Annotated in this window: 16 protein-coding genes; 8 read left to right on the top strand and 8 right to left on the bottom strand. The window is 62.2% G+C overall.

All coding sequences use genetic code 11. From position 1 onward, the window contains the following. The first annotated feature begins 41 nt into the window (after positions 1-41). The 5 genes from JQ611_RS17845 to JQ611_RS17825 all read left to right on the top strand — a co-directional run bounded on the left by JQ611_RS17845 (position 42) and on the right by JQ611_RS17825 (position 5,908). Complete coding sequence (locus JQ611_RS17845; protein ID WP_212466135.1) at positions 42-1,322, top strand: ABC transporter substrate-binding protein; 1,281 nt, start codon at positions 42-44, stop codon at positions 1,320-1,322. Between the two features lie 171 nt (positions 1,323-1,493). Next, positions 1,494-2,333, top strand: a complete 840-nt coding sequence (locus JQ611_RS17840) for an ABC transporter ATP-binding protein (RefSeq protein ID WP_212263966.1) — start codon at positions 1,494-1,496, stop codon at positions 2,331-2,333. Positions 2,334-2,438: 105 nt separating this feature from the next. After that, entirely contained in the window at positions 2,439-3,665 is a 1,227-nt protein-coding gene (locus tag JQ611_RS17835; RefSeq protein ID WP_212390932.1) for a phenylacetate--CoA ligase family protein, read from the top strand. A 399-nt stretch (positions 3,666-4,064) separates the two neighbouring features. After that, positions 4,065-4,391, top strand: a complete 327-nt coding sequence (locus JQ611_RS17830; RefSeq protein WP_212466134.1) for a hypothetical protein — start codon at positions 4,065-4,067, stop codon at positions 4,389-4,391. Positions 4,392-4,714: 323 nt separating this feature from the next. Next, positions 4,715-5,908 carry a CaiB/BaiF CoA-transferase family protein gene (locus JQ611_RS17825; protein ID WP_212390933.1) on the top strand — a complete coding sequence of 398 codons (1,194 nt, stop codon included), beginning with the start codon at positions 4,715-4,717 and terminating at the stop codon, positions 5,906-5,908. Between the two features lie 81 nt (positions 5,909-5,989). On the opposite strand, the gene JQ611_RS17820 is transcribed toward JQ611_RS17825, so the two are convergent. The 5 genes from JQ611_RS17820 to JQ611_RS17800 all read right to left on the bottom strand — a co-directional run bounded on the left by JQ611_RS17820 (position 5,990) and on the right by JQ611_RS17800 (position 11,175). After that, complete coding sequence (locus JQ611_RS17820) at positions 5,990-6,811, bottom strand: outer membrane protein (RefSeq protein ID WP_211997455.1); 822 nt, start codon at positions 6,809-6,811, stop codon at positions 5,990-5,992. Between the two features lie 154 nt (positions 6,812-6,965). Further along, positions 6,966-8,483, bottom strand: a complete 1,518-nt coding sequence (locus JQ611_RS17815) for a tripartite tricarboxylate transporter permease (protein WP_212466133.1) — start codon at positions 8,481-8,483, stop codon at positions 6,966-6,968. 18 nt (positions 8,484-8,501) lie between these two features. Beyond that, positions 8,502-9,044: a tripartite tricarboxylate transporter TctB family protein gene (locus JQ611_RS17810; RefSeq protein ID WP_212263961.1), complete on the bottom strand. Its 543-nt coding sequence runs from the start codon at positions 9,042-9,044 to the stop codon at positions 8,502-8,504. A gap of 164 nt (positions 9,045-9,208) precedes the next feature. Further along, positions 9,209-10,303, bottom strand: coding sequence for an S-methyl-5-thioribose-1-phosphate isomerase (mtnA, locus tag JQ611_RS17805; protein WP_212390934.1), 1,095 nt, complete (start codon positions 10,301-10,303; stop codon positions 9,209-9,211). Further along, a complete protein-coding gene (locus tag JQ611_RS17800) occupies positions 10,300-11,175 on the bottom strand; it encodes an S-methyl-5'-thioadenosine phosphorylase (protein WP_212466132.1) in 876 nt (291 codons plus the stop codon). The genes mtnA and JQ611_RS17800 overlap by 4 nt, the downstream gene beginning before the upstream one ends. Positions 11,176-11,337: 162 nt before the next feature. Here JQ611_RS17800 and JQ611_RS17795 point away from each other — a divergent pair, with 162 nt between their 5' ends. Further along, positions 11,338-11,988 carry a class II aldolase/adducin family protein gene (locus tag JQ611_RS17795; protein WP_212263958.1) on the top strand — a complete coding sequence of 217 codons (651 nt, stop codon included), beginning with the start codon at positions 11,338-11,340 and terminating at the stop codon, positions 11,986-11,988. 15 nt (positions 11,989-12,003) lie between these two features. Here JQ611_RS17795 and JQ611_RS17790 read toward each other — a convergent pair whose 3' ends face one another. The 3 genes from JQ611_RS17790 to JQ611_RS17780 all read right to left on the bottom strand — a co-directional run bounded on the left by JQ611_RS17790 (position 12,004) and on the right by JQ611_RS17780 (position 15,210). Continuing rightward, entirely contained in the window at positions 12,004-12,951 is a 948-nt protein-coding gene (locus tag JQ611_RS17790; protein ID WP_212264009.1) for a tripartite tricarboxylate transporter substrate binding protein, read from the bottom strand. A 224-nt stretch (positions 12,952-13,175) separates the two neighbouring features. Further along, the gene (locus JQ611_RS17785; RefSeq protein WP_212263957.1) at positions 13,176-13,973 is read right to left on the bottom strand and encodes an enoyl-CoA hydratase/isomerase family protein; all 798 of its coding nucleotides are present in this window, start codon (positions 13,971-13,973) and stop codon (positions 13,176-13,178) included. Between the two features lie 37 nt (positions 13,974-14,010). Next, positions 14,011-15,210, bottom strand: coding sequence for an alanine--glyoxylate aminotransferase family protein (locus JQ611_RS17780; protein WP_212466131.1), 1,200 nt, complete (start codon positions 15,208-15,210; stop codon positions 14,011-14,013). A gap of 187 nt (positions 15,211-15,397) precedes the next feature. Here JQ611_RS17780 and JQ611_RS17775 point away from each other — a divergent pair, with 187 nt between their 5' ends. Together JQ611_RS17775 and JQ611_RS17770 are read left to right on the top strand one after the other, a co-directional pair. Continuing rightward, positions 15,398-18,409 (top strand): FAD-binding and (Fe-S)-binding domain-containing protein, encoded by a 3,012-nt coding sequence (locus JQ611_RS17775; protein WP_212466170.1) that lies wholly within the window; start codon positions 15,398-15,400, stop codon positions 18,407-18,409. Beyond that, entirely contained in the window at positions 18,402-18,830 is a 429-nt protein-coding gene (locus tag JQ611_RS17770; protein ID WP_212263955.1) for a heme-binding protein, read from the top strand. Before JQ611_RS17775 ends, JQ611_RS17770 begins: the two co-directional genes overlap by 8 nt. Positions 18,831-18,917: the final 87 nt, after the last annotated feature.

Genomic DNA, 18,917 nt, shown 5'->3' with positions numbered 1-18,917 from the left:
CGACGACAAAAGACCTCAACAAAAGACCCGGAGGAAATATAATGACGATGAAGATTTTATTGAGCACCGCTTCGCTTGCGCTCCTGCTCGGCGTTACTTCAGCCAGCGCGCAAGCCCCGATCTCGCTGGGCCATCTTGCCGATTACTCGGGCGCCACGTCCGACGTCGGAACGCCGTTCGGACAGGGCGTCGCCGACACCTATGCCTGGATCAACAAAAACGGCGGCGTCAACGGCACCCAGGTCAAGGTCGATACCGTCGACTACGGCTATCAGGTGCCGCGCGCCATCGCCCAGTACAAGAAATGGTCGGGCGCCGACAAGGTTGCAGCCATTCTCGGATGGGGCACCGCCGACACCGAAGCCCTCACCGGCTTCCTCGCCGAAGACAAGATCCCCGACATCTCGGCGTCCTACGCTGCAGCGCTTTCGGACCCGACCGGCGCCGGCGGCAAGGCCAAGCCCGCACCCTATAATTTCTTCTATGGCCCAAGCTATTCGGACGCCGTTCGCGGCATGCTGACCTGGGCTGCCGAGGACTGGAAGGCCAAGGGCAAGCCGGGCAAGCCGAAATTCGTCCATATGGGCGCCAACCATCCCTATCCGAACGCGCCCAAGGCCGCGGGTGAAGCCATCGCGGCTGAACTCGGCTTCGACCTGCTGCCACCGATCGTGTTCGCGCTGACGCCGGGTGACTACAGCGCGCAGTGCCTGACCCTGAAGAGCTCCGGCGCCAACTACGCTTATCTCGGCAACACCGCAGGCTCGAACATCTCGGTCCTGAACGCCTGTAAGGCTGCCGGCGTCGACGTTCAGTTCCTCGGCAACGTCTGGGGCATGGACGAGAATGCCGCCAAGGCCGCCGGCGCCGCCGCCGACGGCGTGGTGTTTCCGCTGCGCACCGCCGTGGCCTGGGGCGGCAACGCTCCCGGCATGAAGACCGTGATGGACATCTCCAAAATGTCCGACACGGGCGGGACCGCCTACCGTCCGGTCCACTACATCGCCGGTGTCTGCACCGCGCTCTACATGAAGGAAGCCGTCGAATGGGCTGCCAAGAACGGCGGCGCCACCGGCGAGAACGTCAAGAAGGGCTTCTACCAGAAGAAGGATTGGGTGCCGGCCGGCATGGACGGCGTCTGCAATCCGTCAACCTGGACCGACAAGGACCACCGCGGCACGCTCAAGGTCGATCTCTACCGGATGAAGGTCACCGGTGCGACCGACGCGCCGCTCAACGATCTCGTCAAGAACGGCGCGATCAAGCTCGACAAGGTGAAGGTCATCGACTTGCCGCGCAAGGCCGAATGGCTGGGCTGGTAATCTAGCGGGCCTCCGGGCAACCTTAACACTCCGCCGTCATCCCCGCGAAAGCGGGGATCCAGTACGCCGCAGCCCATCCGCAAGATCGCAGGCGGCTCTGGAATACTGGATCACCCGCCCCAGTGCGCAATTGCGCACAAGGCGGGTGATGACGGCAGCAGGTGATCAGACATGACAGAAGCAACTCAAATTGATCGCGCACCGGCGGCGGCGCCAACCACCGCGCCGCTGCTCGATGTGCGCAACATCGAGGTGGTGTACGACAACGTCATCCTGGTGCTGCGCGGCTTGAGCCTCGAAGTGCCGAAAGGCGCGATCGTGGCACTGCTCGGCGCCAATGGCGCCGGCAAGTCGACGACGCTGAAGGCGATCTCCGGCCTGCTCAAGACCGAAGACGGCGAGGTCACCCGCGGCGAGATCGTGTTCGACGGCGAGCGCATCAACGGCATCGATCCCGACAAGATCGTCCGCCGCGGCATCTTCCAGGTGATGGAGGGCCGCCGCATCATTTCAGACATGACGTCGGTGGAGAACCTCAAGCTCGGCGCCTTTACCCGCACCGACAACGAGGTCGGCGCCGACATCGACATGGTCTTTCGTTATTTCCCGCGCCTCAAGGAGCGCACGGGGCTCGCCGGATACCTCTCCGGCGGCGAACAGCAGATGCTGGCGATCGGCCGCGCGCTGATGGCGCGCCCGAAGATGATCCTGATGGACGAGCCGTCGATGGGGCTGTCACCGCTGCTGGTCAAGGAAGTGTTCGGGATCATCAAGGAGATCAACCGCGACCTCGGCGTCACCATCCTGCTGGTGGAGCAGAACGCGCGGGCGGCGCTCTCGGTCGCGAGCCACGGCTACATCATGGAACAGGGCAAGGTGGTGCTCGACGGCTCGGCCGACGAATTGCGCGACAATGAGGATGTGAAGGAGTTTTACCTCGGCGGCGCCGGCGACCAGCGCAAGAGCTTCAAGAACCTGAAGAGTTTCAAGAGACGGAAGCGGTGGCTGTAACAGCCGTCATTTCGGGATGCGCCTCTTGGCGCAGGCCTCAGATGCGCAATGCACATCATAGCCCGCGCTTCGCGCGCCCCGGGATGACGAAAGAAAGACTGACTCATGACCGACCATTACGACGCCCTTGAAACGCGTGAGCCGATCCAGCGCGAGGCGGAGTTGTTCTCGCGGCTGCCGGACGTGCTGCGCCGGGCGATGGCAGCGCCTGCCTATGCCGAGCGCCTGAAGGGCACCGATCCGGCTTCCGTGACCGACCGGGCCGCACTGGCGCGCCTGCCGGTGCTGCGCAAGTCCGAACTCCCTGCCCTGCACAAGGCCGCACCACCCTTTGGCGGGCTCGTGGCGGGCCTCCCGGGGTCGTTCGGACGGTTGTTCACCTCCCCGGGGCCGATCTTCGAGCCTGAGGCTGTTCATGCCGACCCCTGGCGCGGCGCGCGGGCGCTGTTTGCAGCCGGCTTCCGGCCCGGCGACGTCGTGCTCAACACCTTCAGCTACCATCTGACGCCCGGCGGCTTCATTTTTGACGCCTCGGCGCGGGCGCTGGGCTGTGCCGTCATCCCGGCCGGCCCCGGCAACACCGAAGCGCAGTTCGAGCTGATCGAGGCCTATCGGCCGGTCGGCTACAGCGGCACGCCGGACTTCCTCAAAATCCTGCTCGATGCCGCCGCAAGCGCCGGGCGCGACGTCTCTTCGATCAAGCGCGCGCTGGTGTCCGGCGCGGCCTTTCCGAAATCGCTGCAGGACGAGGTCAAGGCGCGCGGCGTCGATGCCTACCAGGCGTTCGGCACCGCCGACCTTGGCCTGATCGCCTTCGAGACCGCGGCCCATGACGGCATGGTCGTGAACGAGGACCTGATCTTCGAAATCGTGCGGCCCGGCACCGGCGATCCCGTCACCCCCGGTGACGTCGGCGAGATCGTCGTCACGTCGCTCGATCCGCACCACCCCTGGATCCGGCTCGCGCTTGGCGATCTCACAGCAGTGCTGCCGGGGACAAGCGCGTGCGGGCGCACCAACATGCGCATCAAGGGCTGGATGGGGCGGGCCGACCAGACCACCAAGGTCAAGGGCATGTTCGTGCGGCCGGAGCAGATCGCCGAGATCGGCAAGCGTCACCCCGAACTAGGACGGTTGCGCCTCGTCGTGACGCGATCGGGCGAAAGCGACCTAATGACCCTCAAGGCAGAAACAGCCAGTCCGAATGCCGGCCTCATGGAAGCGGTTGTCACAACACTCCGAAACATAACAAAACTCGGAGGTATCGTGGATTGGGTCGAGCCTAAGTCATTGCCAAATGATGGAAAGGTGATTGTCGACGAACGCAGCTAACGCGAAGTCCGTCAACCGACAAGCACAATTTCGACGAGCACTTACAAGCAAAGAGGCGGCTCTGGGAACCAGCCATGGAGCCAGTATAAAAACTTGAGAAATACCAACACGCCTATGAAATGCATCTTCCTCGTCAACTCAATTGCCGCGCGAATTATTGCGGCGTTCTTCTTGACGAAGCGGCCAGCGAGAGGAAGGCGTTCCACGCGCAACGTGACGGATGCGTCGTAATTCAGCCACCGCTCCGGCGCACTATGCCACAGCCATACCGCACATGGACCGTTTTAATCGTCCGCCGCTCTCACATTGACGTTCATTCTCATCGTTTCTGCTCATGGCTCCTGGAACGTTTGCGCCTGCTCCGGATTGGCGCTGGACGGTGCAAGCTGAATCGGAAAAATGCAAAAAGTGCTGCGCAAGAAGGCCGTGCAAAGGGCGTTTACGATCTCTCTACTGGCTGCAACAATCTTGCTGTCGGATTCGGATCGTATGCTTCAGAAAGGTCATTTCTCCATGGCCAAAGCTGTCGCTTCGAATGAAAAGCTTGGCACTGCCACCAAAAGTACCACGCCCCCTGCACGCGATCCCAAGCTGGCAGTGGAGGAGGAATATCAACTGGCGCGACGACTGAACACGGTTCAGTCACTGGAGCTCTTCATCGCAAGGCATCCGGACGATCCTCTGGCAGCGAAAGCGCGAGCCGATTTGCGACGACTATCGCGCTAGAGAGGGATGATTGGGTTGGGCCGTGACGGCGGGTCATTCTGTTATCGTGCCCCGGACGCAACGCAGCACGAGTGCGGCGAGCCGGGGCCCATGCTACTTCGCATGGGGTTGTTTTCGCGATTTTGTGTCCGGGCCTTGCGGTGCACCGCCCGTAGCGCGCCGAAGACGCGCGTGAACGCGCTGCGTCCGGGCTTGAGGTCGCGTGTGCTGGCAGCGACATGCTATGCATCCCGGCGCGGACACCATCTGCGATGATGGCATGACAAGCCCATGCATTTCGCCGATAATTTGACCTCGACCAATTGTTGGCTGGAGACTCCTTGATGCCCTCCCCGCGCGCCTCGCAGGCCCTTTCCCGTTTCACCGTCCTCGACCTGACCCGCGTCCGTTCGGGGCCGACCTGCGTGCGGCAGCTCGCCGACTGGGGCGCCAATGTCATCAAGATCGACGCGCTGCTGGAGGACTCGGCCGGCGAACAGCCGGGCGGCCCGCGCCAGGGCTCGGACTTCCAGAATTTGCACCGCAACAAGCGGGCGATGACGCTCAACCTGAAGGACCCGAAGGGCCTCGAGGTGTTCAAGCGCCTTGCCGAGAAGGCGGACGTCGTGGTCGAGAACTTCCGGCCCGACGTCAAGGCCAAGCTCGGCATCGATTACGAGAGCCTGCGCAAGATCAACCCCCGCATCGTCTATGGCAGCATTTCCGGGTTCGGGCAGGACGGCCCCTATCACAAGCGGCCGGGCTTCGATCAGATCGCCCAAGGCATGGGCGGGCTGATGTCGGTCACCGGCGCCCCCGGCGAGGGCCCGATGCGGGTCGGTATTCCCGTGGCCGACCTCACGGCCGGGCTGTTCTGCGCCCTTGGCATCCTTACGGCGCTGCTCGAACGCGACGTCTCCGGCGAAGGCCAGTGGGTGCAGACATCGCTCCTGCAGGCCCAGATCTTCATGCTGGATTTCCAGGCCGCGCGCTGGCTGATGGAAAAGGACGTGGCCAAGCAGGCCGGCAACAACCACCCGACCAGCATTCCAACCGGCGTCTTCAAGACGTCCGACGGCTATATCAATATTGCCACCACCGGCGGGCGGATCTGGGAGCGCTGCGCGCAGGCGATCGGCGCGCCTGAACTCCTCACCAATCCCGACTACGCCACCTCTCCCGCCCGCTCGAAGAACCGCGACGCGCTCAATGCTGCCATTGGGAAGCTCACCGAGAAGAAATCCACCGAGACCTGGGTCAGCGAGCTCAACGCCGCCGGCGTGCCCTGTGGCCCAATCTACTCGATCGACCAGATGTTCGACGACGACCAGGTCAAGCATCTCGGCATCGCGCAGCACGTGCCTAACGACGAAAACAGGCACATCCAACTGGTCGGCCAGCCGATAACTTTGTCGCGGACGCCAAGCAGCATGGCGGCACGTCCGCCGGAGTTCGGTGAACAGACCGAAGAAGTGCTTGCTGAATTCGGTTTCGGCAAGGAAGAGATCGCCGATCTCAGGCAACGCAAGGTGGTCTGAGCGGCATCAGCACGGCTGGAACTCACCACACGAAAAAGCCCCGGAAAACCGGGGCTTTTTTTATTCCTATCGTTCTGTCGCTCAGTACTTGGCGACGACCGGACCCGCGGTGAACTGGTAGTTGATGCCGGCGCGGGCAACATGGTCATGGAACCTGACGGTGGTCTGATTGGCCGTTCCGCCGAAGTAGGTCTTCGAGCCGAAGTCCATATAGAGATATTCGAGCTTCGCCGACCAGTTCCTGGCGAATTTCTTCTCAAGGCCGGCTCCAACTGTCCAACCCACACGCGTCTCACTTCCGGACACCGTGGTCCCAATGACCGTGAACGGTGCGCCGATGGTGACGTTGCTGTTGCCGTCGAACAGCTGGAAGATCCCGGTCGGCGTCGTCGCCACCTTGACCTCACCAACCGCCAGACCGCCTGTCGCGTACAGCAACAAACTCGGGTCAACGAGGACGCCGCCACGGGCCCTGAAGGTTGCAAACCAGGGCAAGCTCGTGGTGGTGTCGGCGAACAAGGTTGCACCTATGTTGCCGACTCTGATCGCTCCGAGTTGATCACGCGATCCTCCGCGTTCCCCCGTACCCTGGATGTCAGCTTCAAGTCCGACCACCCAGGTGCGATCCAGCTGCCAATTATAACCGATCTGCGCGCCGCCGAGACCGCCATCGACATTCTGCCCAAACGTGGTGATCCCAAGCGGTGCACCCGGTTCGAACGTGTTACGCGCCCTGCCCCAGCTATAGCCGCCGTTGAGACCGACATAGAACCCGGTCCAGTTGTAGCCGGGATCGACGATCACGGGAGCCTTGGTATACGGCCGCGGGGCCAGGTCGGCAGCGAAAGCGCTTGTCGTGAGCAGCGAAACAATCGCGGCGCCTGCAATCAGAATGCGATTCATGGGGGCCTAAAGCGTGAAATTGAACTGGAACCAGTATACAGAAACGAATGCCGTATCCTGTTACCCGGGAGCAACAAGTGGACACAATTGAGTTCCATCGGCGGATTAGCCGGCGTCAGGGTGAAAAAACACCAAATCCGCCCTAAATATCTGGCTAGGCGTTACTTTTTGACGTCCGCATCAGCCGGGCGAAACTGCCAAATAGCTTGTCGATCACGGGCCAGAACAGGAGAACGATCGCCAGTGTTGTAATCGAGCCAACAAGGCCGTTGGACCAGAACACCTTCATGTCTCCGCCGGATCCGATCATCGACAGGCGGAACGCATCCTCGGCCCGGTTGCCGAGTACCAGCGCCAACGTGAATGGCGCGAGCGGTATTCCGATCTTCTTGAAGACGTAGCCGACGACGCCGAAGCCAAGCATCAGCCAGATGTCAAACATCGCATTCTGGATGGCATAGGCACCGATCGCGCAGGACACCACGATCATCGGCGCGACCGCTGCGAACGGCACCCGCAGGATCGAGGCAAAGATCGGCACCGTCGTCAGCACCAGCACAAGACCGACCACGTTGCCGAGATACATCGAGGCAATCAGGCCCCAGACGAAGTCCTTGTGTTCGACGAACAACAATGGCCCGGGGTTGAGGCCCCACACCATCAAGCCGCCGAGCAGGATTGCCGCAGTGCCGGAGCCGGGAATACCGAGCGCCAGCATCGGCAGCAGTGCTGCCGTACCCGAGGCATGCGCCGCCGTTTCCGGCGCAAACACACCTTCGATGCGGCCCTTGCCGAAACCGTCCGGGTCCTTGGAAAAACGCTTGGCGAGATTGTAGCCCATGAACGAGGCCGCAATCGCGCCACCCGGCGTAATGCCGAGCCAGCAGCCGATGAACGACGAACGAAGCAGCGTCACCCAATATTTCGGCAGGTCTCTCCAGACCGACAACACGACGCGCAGACTGATCCCGGCGGCGTGTCCGCGCAACGCGAGGCGCTCTTCCATCGTCAGCAGTATCTCGCTGATGCCGAACAGGCCGATGACCGCGACCAGAAAATTAATGCCGCGCAAGAGGTCAGTCGAACCAAAGGTCATGCGCAACTGGCCGGACACCGTGTCCATTCCAACGCCGGCGAGCAGCAGACCGAGCGACATCGAAATGACAGTCTTGTGCTTGGCCTCGCGGCCAAGCCCCACAAAGGAGCAGAAGGTGAGCAGATAGACCGCAAAGAATTCAGGCGGGCCGAACTTCAGCGCAAAGGACGAGATCATCGGCGCCAGAAACGTGATCAACAGCACCGCCACCAGCGAACCGATGAACGAGGAAGTAAACGCCGCAGTCAGCGCTTCCGCAGCCCTGCCCTGCTGCGCCATCGGATAACCATCGAAGGTGGTCGCGACCGACCAGGCCTCGCCGGGAATGTTGAACAGGATGGACGTGATGGCGCCGCCGAACAGCGCGCCCCAATAAATGCAGGACAGCATCACGATGGCCGAGGTCGGATCCATCGTGAAGGTCAACGGCAGCAGGATCGCCACACCGTTCGGCCCGCCAAGTCCCGGCAGCACGCCGACGAAAATGCCGAGCACCAGCCCGACCATCATCAGGACGAGCGTCTTCCATGTCAGCAGGACGGCAAAGCCGTCCATGAGTAGACCGAAGGCTTCCATCAGACTACCTGCGATCTACTAACGGCCGAGGGCCGCTTCGAGCGGGCCCTTCGGCATGATGACGTCAAACGCGATGTCGAAAGTCACGAACATCACAGCGGTGAACACAAAGGCCGTCAGCAGCGACTTCCACAACGCGATCTTGCCGACCACGCGCATGAAGGTCGAAACCAGGAGGAAGCTCGCGACATAGAGTCCGAGAAATTGCATGGCCAGACAGAACAGCAGCGTCGGCACGAACACGGCCATGACGCGGCGAAGCTGGGCCTGCGTGACGAAAGTCTCGGCGGCTTCCTTGCGCGACAGGAAAGCGGTGACGAGACCATAGAGGCTGGCACCACCGAGGATGACCGACAGATAGAACGGAAAATAACCGGCCTGCGGGCCGGTGGAGTCCCAGGCGGCGCCGGTGCGCCAATTGTCCCATCCGAGCGTCAGCGCGAGCGCCAGAAGGAGCAATGACACCACGACGTCGACGATGCGGACGCTCGTCACGACAGGTGAATTGACCTCAGGCGCGGTTGGATCGTCGACGACGATTTCGATGTCGGTATTGGACATTGGATGAGATCTATCCCGGCTGACTGACGTGGCATACGGGATACAGTGCTGGTGTTGGCCGCGTCAATGTAACTTCAGCGAATGCTTTGGTTTGACGCGTGTTCTCAACGCGAACCGGCTTCCACCCTCGGATCAAGTCCGAGGGCATGCTTCGCGCGAAAACGCTACCGGACCCGATCGGGAAACGTGCTCGCAAGTGCAGCACGTTCAGGCCTCAGCACACCACGCTCGGTGATCAATCCGGTTACCAGCCGCGCCGGCGTGACATCGAACGCATAATTGGCGACCGGCGATCCCGCAGGCACCACCCGCACCGTTTCGATACGCCCATCGGTGGTGCGGCCGGTCATGGTCGCGACTTCATCGGAAGCGCGCTGTTCGATCGGAATCTGCTTTATTCCGTCGTCGATACTAAAGTCGATGGTCGGCGACGGCAGCGCAACATAGAACGGCACGCCGTTGTCGTGCGCGGCGAGCGCCTTCAAGTAGGTTCCGATCTTGTTGCAGACGTCGCCATTGGCAGCCACCCGGTCGGTTCCGACGATGGCCAGATCGACCATCCGGTGCTGCATCAGGTGGCCACCGGTGTTGTCGGCGATCACCGTATGCGGGACACCATGGTGGCCAAGTTCCCACGCCGTGAGGGAGGCGCCTTGATTGCGGGGCCGGGTTTCGTCGACCCAAACATGGAGCTTCAGGCCACGATCATGCGCGAGGTAGATCGGAGCCGTCGCGGTACCGAAATCGACCGTCGCCAGCCATCCAGCGTTGCAGTGCGTCAGGATGTTGACCGTCTCTCCCGGCTTGGTCGCGGCAATCGCTTCGATCAGCGCCAAACCGTGCTGTCCTATGGCCTGATTGATCGCGACGTCCTCCTCCGCGATTTCAGTGGCGCGCTTGTAGGCCGCCGCGACACGTCCTGACGGCGGCAAGGGCCGCAGCATCCCGTGCATTTCATCGAGCGCCCATTTCAGGTTGATGGCCGTCGGCCGGGTCGCAATCAGCATCTTGTAGGCAAGGTCAAGCGCGGCATCGGAGGCATCGGCGCGCATAGCCAGCGCCATGCCATAAGCGGCGGTTGCGCCGATCAGCGGCGCGCCGCGCACCAGCATGGAACGGATGGCTTCGCCGGCGTCCGCCGCACTCGTCATCCGCGCGATGACGAAATCATGCGGCAGCCGTCGCTGGTCGATCGCCCCGACCGACCATCCATCGGGCTCGAGCCAGATGCTGCGAAAATGCCTGCCATCGACCTTCATGAACGCAACACCCTGCCGGCCACCGCGTCGAGCTTGCTGAGCAATGCGGGATCTCGCGCCTCCGGCGCCGTGATCAGCGCGGTATCAAGGGCCCGATCCGAGCCGATCGGACACGGTTCGTGCTCGCGCGGGAAATCCCTGGCAAGGCGCGCAACCAGGCCCTTGGCCTTTTCGGCATTCGAGTTCAGCACGCGAATGATGTCCTGAACCGTCACGGCGTCGTGCTGGGGATGCCAGCAATCGAAATCGGTAACCATCGCCACGCTGGCGTAACAGATCTCGGCCTCACGGGCGAGCTTGGCTTCCGGCATGTTGGTCATCCCGATCACCGAATAGCCCTGCGTCTTGTAGGTCAGGCTCTCGACAAGGCTGGAGAACTGAGGGCCTTCCATACAGACATAGGTGCCGCCTTGCACGGCCGCGACGTCCTCGGCCTTGGCGGCCTCCGCCAAATGCACCAATAGACGCGGTGACACCGGATGAGCCATCGAGACATGGGCAACGCAGCCTCTGCCGAAGAATGAACTTTCGCGCTTGTGGGTGCGGTCCACGAATTGATCGACGAGCACGAATGTGCCGGGTGGCAGATCCTCCCGGAACGAACCACAGGCCGAGAGCGAAATCAGGTCGGTAACCCCTGCCCGTTTCAGGACGTCGATATTGGCGCGGTAGTTGATGTCCGAAGGCGACAGAACGTGCCCTTTGCCATGCCGGGGCAGAAATACGATCGGCAGCCCGGCGATGACACCATGCCTGACGGGCGCAGAAGCCTCGCCCCAGGGGCTTTCGATTGCCTCGTCGCGGACATTTTCCAACCCCGGCAGATCGTAAATGCCGGATCCGCCGATAATGCCAAGCACGGCATTCGTCATGATTGCTCCCAGAATGTTTCCCGGAGCGACCGCTCCGGCTTGTTCCCAGCACACTTGGATGTTCGACTATACTGCGACGCAATAATCAACCATTGTTCGCCTACTGCAAAGGCCCTCTGGCAGGGCTGGTGATTTGACGCTGCAGCTATCAGGAGAAAGTGGATGTCGGCCACCAGCGAGCGGAAAAAGCGCCAGTCCATCATCGACGCCTGCCGCAGCATGAATGCGCTTGGCATTAATCAAGGCACGTCCGGGAATATCAGCCTGCGGCATGACACCGGCCTGCTGATCACGCCGACCAGCGTGCCCTATGAAACGATGCAGCCGGAGCAGATCGTGTTCATGGGTCTGGACGGTTCGTTCGACGCGGCGCAGCGACCGTCGAGCGAGTGGCGGTTTCACCTCGACATTCTGAAGGCACGGCCCGAGGTCAACGCGGTGGTGCACGCGCATCCACCCTATTCGACGATCCTCGCGATCATGGGTCTGGAAATCCCGCCGATCCATTACATGATCGCGGTCGCCGGCGGCGACACCATCCGCTGCGCGCCCTATGCGACGTTCGGCACGCAGGAACTGTCGGAACACGCCGTTCGGGCGCTCGAGGACCGCCTGGCCTGCCTGCTGGAGCATCACGGCATGATCGCCGTCGGACCTTCGCTGTCGAAGGCAATGTGGCTTGCGGTGGAGGTCGAAGCGCTGGCGCGGCAATACCACGGCTGCCTTCAGATCGGCACGCCGCGCTTGCTGCCGAAAGCAGAGATCAAGAACGTTCTCGGCAGGATCGCTGGATACGGTCCTGCCGGGAAATAACGCGCTACGGCGGGCTTACTTCGCCACGAAACCGGCTTCGTTCATCAGCGAGGTGTTGAGCTTGTCATCCTCCTCGAGGAACTTCACCATGTCCTTGCCGGTTAGGAAGATCGGCTTCAGCGCCTGCTTTTCCATGTATTCCTTGTACTCTGCGGTCTGCGTCACCTTCTGGAACAGATCGACATAGAACGCCTGTTGGTCCGGCGTGACCTTGCCCGGCAGGAACATCGCGCGCAGCATCAGATACTGCACGTCGAGCCCTTCTTCCTTGCAGGTCGGGATATCGTTCCAGGATTGCGTCTCGGTGACCTTGGTCTTGTAGGCGATACGCTCCTTGTCGAACACGCACAGCGCGCGGACCTGGCCGGCGCGCCAGACCTCGAGATTTTCGGACGGATTGTTGACGTTAGATTCGGTGTGGTTGCCAACCAGTTGCGTCGCGGCTTCGCCGCCGGATTTGTACGGCAGATAGGAGAACTTCGCGCCTGTCCTCTGCTCCATGAACACGGTGAGCACGTGATCCTCGCGCTTGGAGCCGGTGCCGCCCATCTTGAACGGCGAACTCGCAGCCTTGGCGGCCGCAACGAATTCCTTGACGGTTTTCGGTCCGGCGGCATTGTCCCACAGCACGAACTGATCGAGCGCAACCACCGACACCGGCGTGAGATCGCGCCAATTGAAGGGAATCTTCGCCGACAACGGCAGCATGTAGATCAGCGAATAGGCGATCAGCACCTTGTTGGGGTCGCCGTCGCTGGATTTCATATACATCAACGCCTCGGCGCCGGAGGCTCCGCCCTTGAGCGAGACCACGATCGGCTGCTTCATCAAATTATTCTTCTGGATTGCCGCCTGCATCATCCGAGCCATCTGGTCGGAGGCGCCGCCGGCACCTGCTGCGACCACGATTTCAACCGGTTTGGTCGGCTCCCAGGCAGCGAACGCCGGTACGCTGACGATCATGGCCGCCAAGGCGGCCGTGGCTTTCAGAATCTGTCCCACGTGTTTCTTCCCTATGTCTTTGTTTTAATTATAGAAACGCAAACACACACGGTACCATTGTGCGGATTTAACAACGCCAGTTCAAGTCGAACCGGCCCACGCTGCCTATGACTTTCGCATGAGCCGAGCAAACCAGGTTCGCGACGATACGGAAACCCAATCGTGATTGAAGCTAGGCCCGAACCCTATTTGCCCTTCCAGTTCGGCGTACGCTTGTTGAGGAAGGCATCCATTCCCTCGCGAAAATCCTCGCTCATGTAGGCGCGCAGGATCAGATCTCGGCCTTCCTCGCGCGACAAAGTGCGGCGGATACGAAGCACCGCTTCCTTGGCGGTTTCCATCGTGATCGGCGCATGACCAGCAACGAGCTTGGCGGTTTCATCGGCGCGGCGCTGCAGCGTCGGAACGTCAGGCACCACCTCGTTGAGCAGGCCGAGCGACAGCGCCTCCGGGGCCTCGATCAGCCGCGCCGTAAAAATCAGGTCCTTGGTCCGCGCCGGCCCGACCAACGCAACAACCCGGCTGATGTTGGACATCGACAGGCAGTTGCCCAGCGTGCGCGCGATGGGAAAGCCGATGCGCGTCGTTGCGGTGCCGATCCGGATATCGCAGCAGGCGGCAATCCCGGCGCCGCCACCAGTGCAGGCACCAGCAATGGCCGCAATCGTCGGCACCCGGACCTTCTCCAATGTGCCCAGCACGCGATCGATCCGCTCCTCATATTCGAGTGCGTCCTCCGCGGTCTTGAAGGCACGGAACTGCGAAATGTCGGTACCCGATGCGAACGCCTTGTCCCCCGTGCCGGTCAGGATCATCGCCTTGATCGAGCGGTCCTGGTTGACGCTCTCGCAGATCGCCGCCATCTGCTCATACATCGCAAAGGTCAGCGCGTTGCGCGCCTGCGGCCGGTTGAACGTCAGCCGGGCGATACCGTCCTCGACGGAATAGAGCAGGTCTTCAGTTGCAGCTACCGGTGCGTTCATCGCAGTTCTTTCCGTTCTTTTCGTTGTTGGGACCGGTTCAGGCGACGGCGACCTTTGGAATGGAAACCACATCGCGTCCCTTGAGCACTTCCATCGCCGCCAGCACTCCCCCGCCTCGATGCGGCACCTTCGCGAGATCGAGACCCATTTCGACGCCCGACAGCGTGCCCATCAGCATCAGATCGTTGAAATGGCCGATATGGCCGATCCGGAACACCTTGCCCTTGATCTTGTTGAGGCCGGTGCCGAGCGACATGTCGAAGTTTTCCAGCACCACTTTGCGGAAATTGTCGGCGTCATGGCCATCCGGCATCACCACGCCAGTCAGCGCCGGCGAATGTGCGCCCTGTTCCTGGCACTGCGTTTCCAGGCCCCACGCCTTGATGGCCGCACGCGTCGCAGCGCTGTGGCGCTTGTGGCGCGCGAAGACGTTTTCCAGTCCCTCTTCTTCGAGCATCTTGACCGCTTCGCGAAGCCCGAACAGCAGATTGGTTGCCGGCGTATAGGGCCAGGTGCCCGCCTTGTTGATCGCGATGACTTCCTGCCAGTCCCAATAGGAACGCATCGCCGGATTGGCCTTTGCGGCCGCGAGCGCCTTTTCCGATATGGCGTTGAAGCCGAGACCCGGCGGCAGCATCAGTCCCTTCTGTGACCCCGCGACCGACACGTCGATGCCCCAGGCGTCGTGCTCATATTCCAGTGAGCCGAGACCGGAAATGGTGTCGACCATCAGCAGCGCTGGATGCTTGACGCGGTCGAGAACCTTGCGGACTTCGAGTGGATAGGTGACGCAGGCCGTCGAGGTCTCGTTGTGCACGACCATGACCGCCATGATCTTGTGCTGGCGGTCGGCCGTCAGCCGGGCCTCGATCTGCTCCAGATCAGCGCCGTGGCGCCAGTCGCCGGGCAGAAAATCAACATCGAGCTTGAATTTGTCGGCGATGCCGCGCCACAGCACGGCGAACTGGCCGGTCTCGGCCATCAGGACCTTGTCGCCGGGTTGAAGCGTGTTGACGATCGCCGCTTCCCAGGCGCCGGTGCCCGACGACGGGTAGATGATCACCGGCTGCTTGGTGCGGAACACCCGCTGCATGGCCGCCAGCACCGCGTGGCCGATCTCGGCGAATTCGGTACCCCGATGATCCATGGTTGGCATGTCCATGGCGCGCAGCACCCGGTCCGGCACGTTGGTCGGTCCCGGAATCTGCAGAAAATGCCGTCCAGAGTGCACAGTCATGGGGCGTCCTTCCCGGTCTTGTCTTTGGCTTCACAAGTCTTGGCTTCACGAGCCGCTCGAATATCACTATTCGGCGAGCTTGTCCCCCGCCCGGCGGGGCCCGTCAATGCAGAAGAAGCAGGGCTTTGCCTTGCCAAGCCGGACCCCGGCAGGCAAGACACTGAGGAGCACTCACGAGACCAAGGCAATGGCGGCAACAGGGGCCGAAAAGTCACAAAACTCGGCCGAAAACAGCGCCCTCGCCGTGCGTCTTGCTCGCGAGATTACCGGTGACGTCTTCTTCGACGAATTCAACCGTGGCCGCTACGCGACTGACGCCTCGTTCTACCAGATGATGCCCCTTGGCGTCGTGGTCCCCCGGACCATGGACGAGGCGTTGCGGACGCTGGCCATCGCAGGGGACGCTGGCCGAATCGTCACCCCGCGCGGCGGCGGCACCTCGCAATGCGGCCAGACCGTCAATGAGGGGATCGTCGTCGATTTTTCCAAACATCTGAACCGCGTCCTCTCGCTCGATGTCGAAAATCGCACCTGCGTTGTCGAACCCGGCATCGTGCTCGACGACCTCAACCGCCAACTCAAGAAGCACGGACTGTGGTTTCCGGTCGACGTCTCGACGGCGTCGCGCGCCACCATCGGCGGCATGGCCGGCAATAATTCCTGCGGCGGACGCTCGCTCCGCTACGGCACCATGCGCGACAATACGCTGTCGATGGATGCGGCCCTGGCCGACGGCACGCTGCTGCATTTTGGCGAGGTGCCGCGCGATCTCGCGCGCGTGAATTCACCAGATAGCGGGCTCGCGCTGTTTCGCGACATGCTCGATCTCGGCAAGCGCGAGGCAGCCGAGATCGCCGAAAGATTTCCGCAAGTGCAGCGCCGCGTCGGCGGCTACAATCTCGATGCGCTGGTACCGCGCAACGCGGCGAACAACATGGCGCACCTGCTGGTCGGCTCCGAAGGCACGCTGGCCTTCACCACGCAGGTCGAGCTCAAGCTATGGCCGATCATCCGCAACAAGGTGCTGGGCGTCTGTCATTTCGGCAACTTCTATGAGGCGATGGACGCGGCCCAGCATCTGGTAAAACTCCGCCCGATTGCAGTCGAACTGGTCGATCGCACCATGATCGCGCTGGGCCGCGAGATCGCGATGTTCCAGCCAATCATCAGTACCGCCGTGCGCGGCAACCCCGATGCGGTGCTGATCGTGGAATTCGCCGAGGAAGATCAGGCTGAAAACCAGCGCCGCCTGAAGCAGCTCGGCGAGCTGATGGCCGATCTCGGCTTCGGTTGGGACAAGCCGCAGCGCAAATGGGGCGGCGTGGTTGAAATCACAGAACCCGCGCTGCAGACCGGCATCGCCGACTTCCGCGCCGCGGGCCTCAACGTCATGATGTCGATGAAGCAGGAGGGCAAGCCGGTCTCCTTTGTCGAGGACTGCGCGGTGCCGCTGCCGCATCTTGCCGACTATACCGAACGCCTCAACGGCATTTTTGAAAAGCACGGCACCCGCGGCACCATGTATGCGCACGCCTCCGAAGGCTGCCTTCATGTGCGTCCCGTGCTCAATCTGAAGCTGGAGAAGGATGTCAAGGCGATGCGCGCCATCGCCGAAGAGACCTTCGAGATGGTGCGCGAATACAAGGGCTCGCACTCCGGCGAGCACGGTGACGGCCTGGTCCGCTCCGAATTCCATGAAGCGATGTTCGGTTCGCGCATCGCTGCCGATTTCAGGGAGGTCAAGCATCGCTTCGACCCGGACAATGTCCTCAATCCCGGCAAGATCGTCGATCCGCCCAAAATGGACGACCGTTCGCTGTTTCGCTATCCGCCCGATTACCGCATCGGCGAGCTGAAAACAGCGCTCGATTGGTCGGCCTATCCCGGTGCCGGCGGCGGCTTCCAGGGTGCCGTCGAAATGTGCAACAACAACGGCGCCTGCCGGAAGCTCGAAGGCGGCGTGATGTGTCCGTCCTACCGTGCGACCCGCAACGAGAAGGACGTCACGCGCGGCCGCGCCAATACGCTGCGGCTGGCGATCTCCGGTCAGCTCGGGCCTAACGCGCTGGCTTCCGACGAGATGATGGACACGCTGAAACTCTGCGTCTCCTGCAAGGCTTGCCGTCACGAATGCCCGACCGGCGTGGACATGGCCAAGATGAAGATCGAGGTGCTGGCGGCACGGGCAGCAACGCATGGGCTTTCGCTGCGCGACCGGCTGGTGGGGTATCTGCCCCGCTATGCCGGCCTCGCGGCCCGCCTCGCCCCACTCGCCAACTGGCGCAACGGCAACCCGTCGTTGCGCAAGCTGTTAAAAAAACTCGCCGGCATCAGTGCGCAACGCGCCCTGCCCGCATTCCGCCGCGATGTGTTCCGAACCGATGCCGAGGCCTTCGGGCCGGAGAGTGGCCGCGAAGTCGTGCTGTTCGCCGATACGTTCAACCGTGCCTATGAGCGGGAAAATCTCGATGCCGCGCTGCGCGTGCTGGTCGAAGGCGGATACCGCGTCCACATTCCAAAACCGGCAGACCACGCGCGGCCGCTGTGCTGCGGGCGTACGTTCCTCTCTGCTGGTCTGGTTGATCAAGCGCGAGCCGAATTGGACCGGCTGGTGGCAACCTATGCGCCGTTCGCCGCGCGCGGCGTTCCAATCGTCGGACTGGAGCCGAGTTGTCTTCTGACGCTGCGCGATGAGCTGCTTTCCTTGCGCTCCGATAACGACGCCAAGAGCATTGGCATGCATGCGCTGCTGTTCGAGGAATTCCTGGTTCGCGAGGCGGAGGCCGGCCGTCTGCGGCTGCCGCTTGGTTCGATGCCTGCCAAGGCGCTGGTTCACGGCCACTGCCATCAGAAATCATTTGGTGCGTTCAAGCCGGTCGAAAAAGCGCTTCGCCTCGTGCCCGACCTGAACGTCGAGATCATCGAGTCCAGTTGCTGCGGCATGGCCGGCGCCTTCGGCTATGGTGCCGACACCTATGAGGCTTCGATGCAAATGGCCGAACTCTCACTGCTGCCGGCCGTCCGCGGCGCCGACCAAGCCACACTGATCGTTGCCGATGGCACCTCGTGCCGGCATCAGATCAAGGATGGCAGCGGGCGATCCGCCCTTCACGTCGCACGCGTTCTGGCGATGAGCCTCGACCGCGCAAAGTCCAATTCACCTCTCTCCTCACATGCAAAGGAACCGATCCATGGCTGAACTCACGCTCGACGTCGCCCGTAAAATTCTAGATGCCGCGCTTGCCAAGGGCGTCGAGAAAAAACTGAAGCCGCTGGTCATCACCATTCTCGATGCACGCGGCTGCGTCAAAGTCACCGCGGCGCAGGACGGCACCAGCCTGATGCGGGCCGAAATCGCACACGGCAAGGCCTATGGCGCGCTGGCGCTGGGCATGGGCTCACGCGCGCTGTTCCAGCGGGCGCAGGAGCAGGCCTATTTCGTCAGCGCGATAAACACGATGGCGCAAGGCCGCCTTGTTCCGGTGCCCGGCGGGGTGCTGATCCAGGACGGCGGCGTTTTGCTCGGCGCTGTCGGTGTCAGCGGCGACACCTCGGACAATGATGAAGTCTGCGCCGTCGCGGGCATCGAGGCCGCTGGGCTTAAGGCCAACGCCGGATAAGTGCAGGCCGTCACAGGCCGAACACCATCCGAACGAGGCGTTCAGGAAGCGGCTTCTCAAAGCGCGCTCGATATTTGTTGCCGAAGC

Origin of the sequence: Bradyrhizobium sp. AUGA SZCCT0182, from assembly GCF_018130185.1 — a bacterium.
Lineage (GTDB): Bacteria > Pseudomonadota > Alphaproteobacteria > Rhizobiales > Xanthobacteraceae > Bradyrhizobium.
Note: the sequence above shows the minus strand (reverse complement) of the source record. Positions and strands in the feature narration are given on the sequence as shown.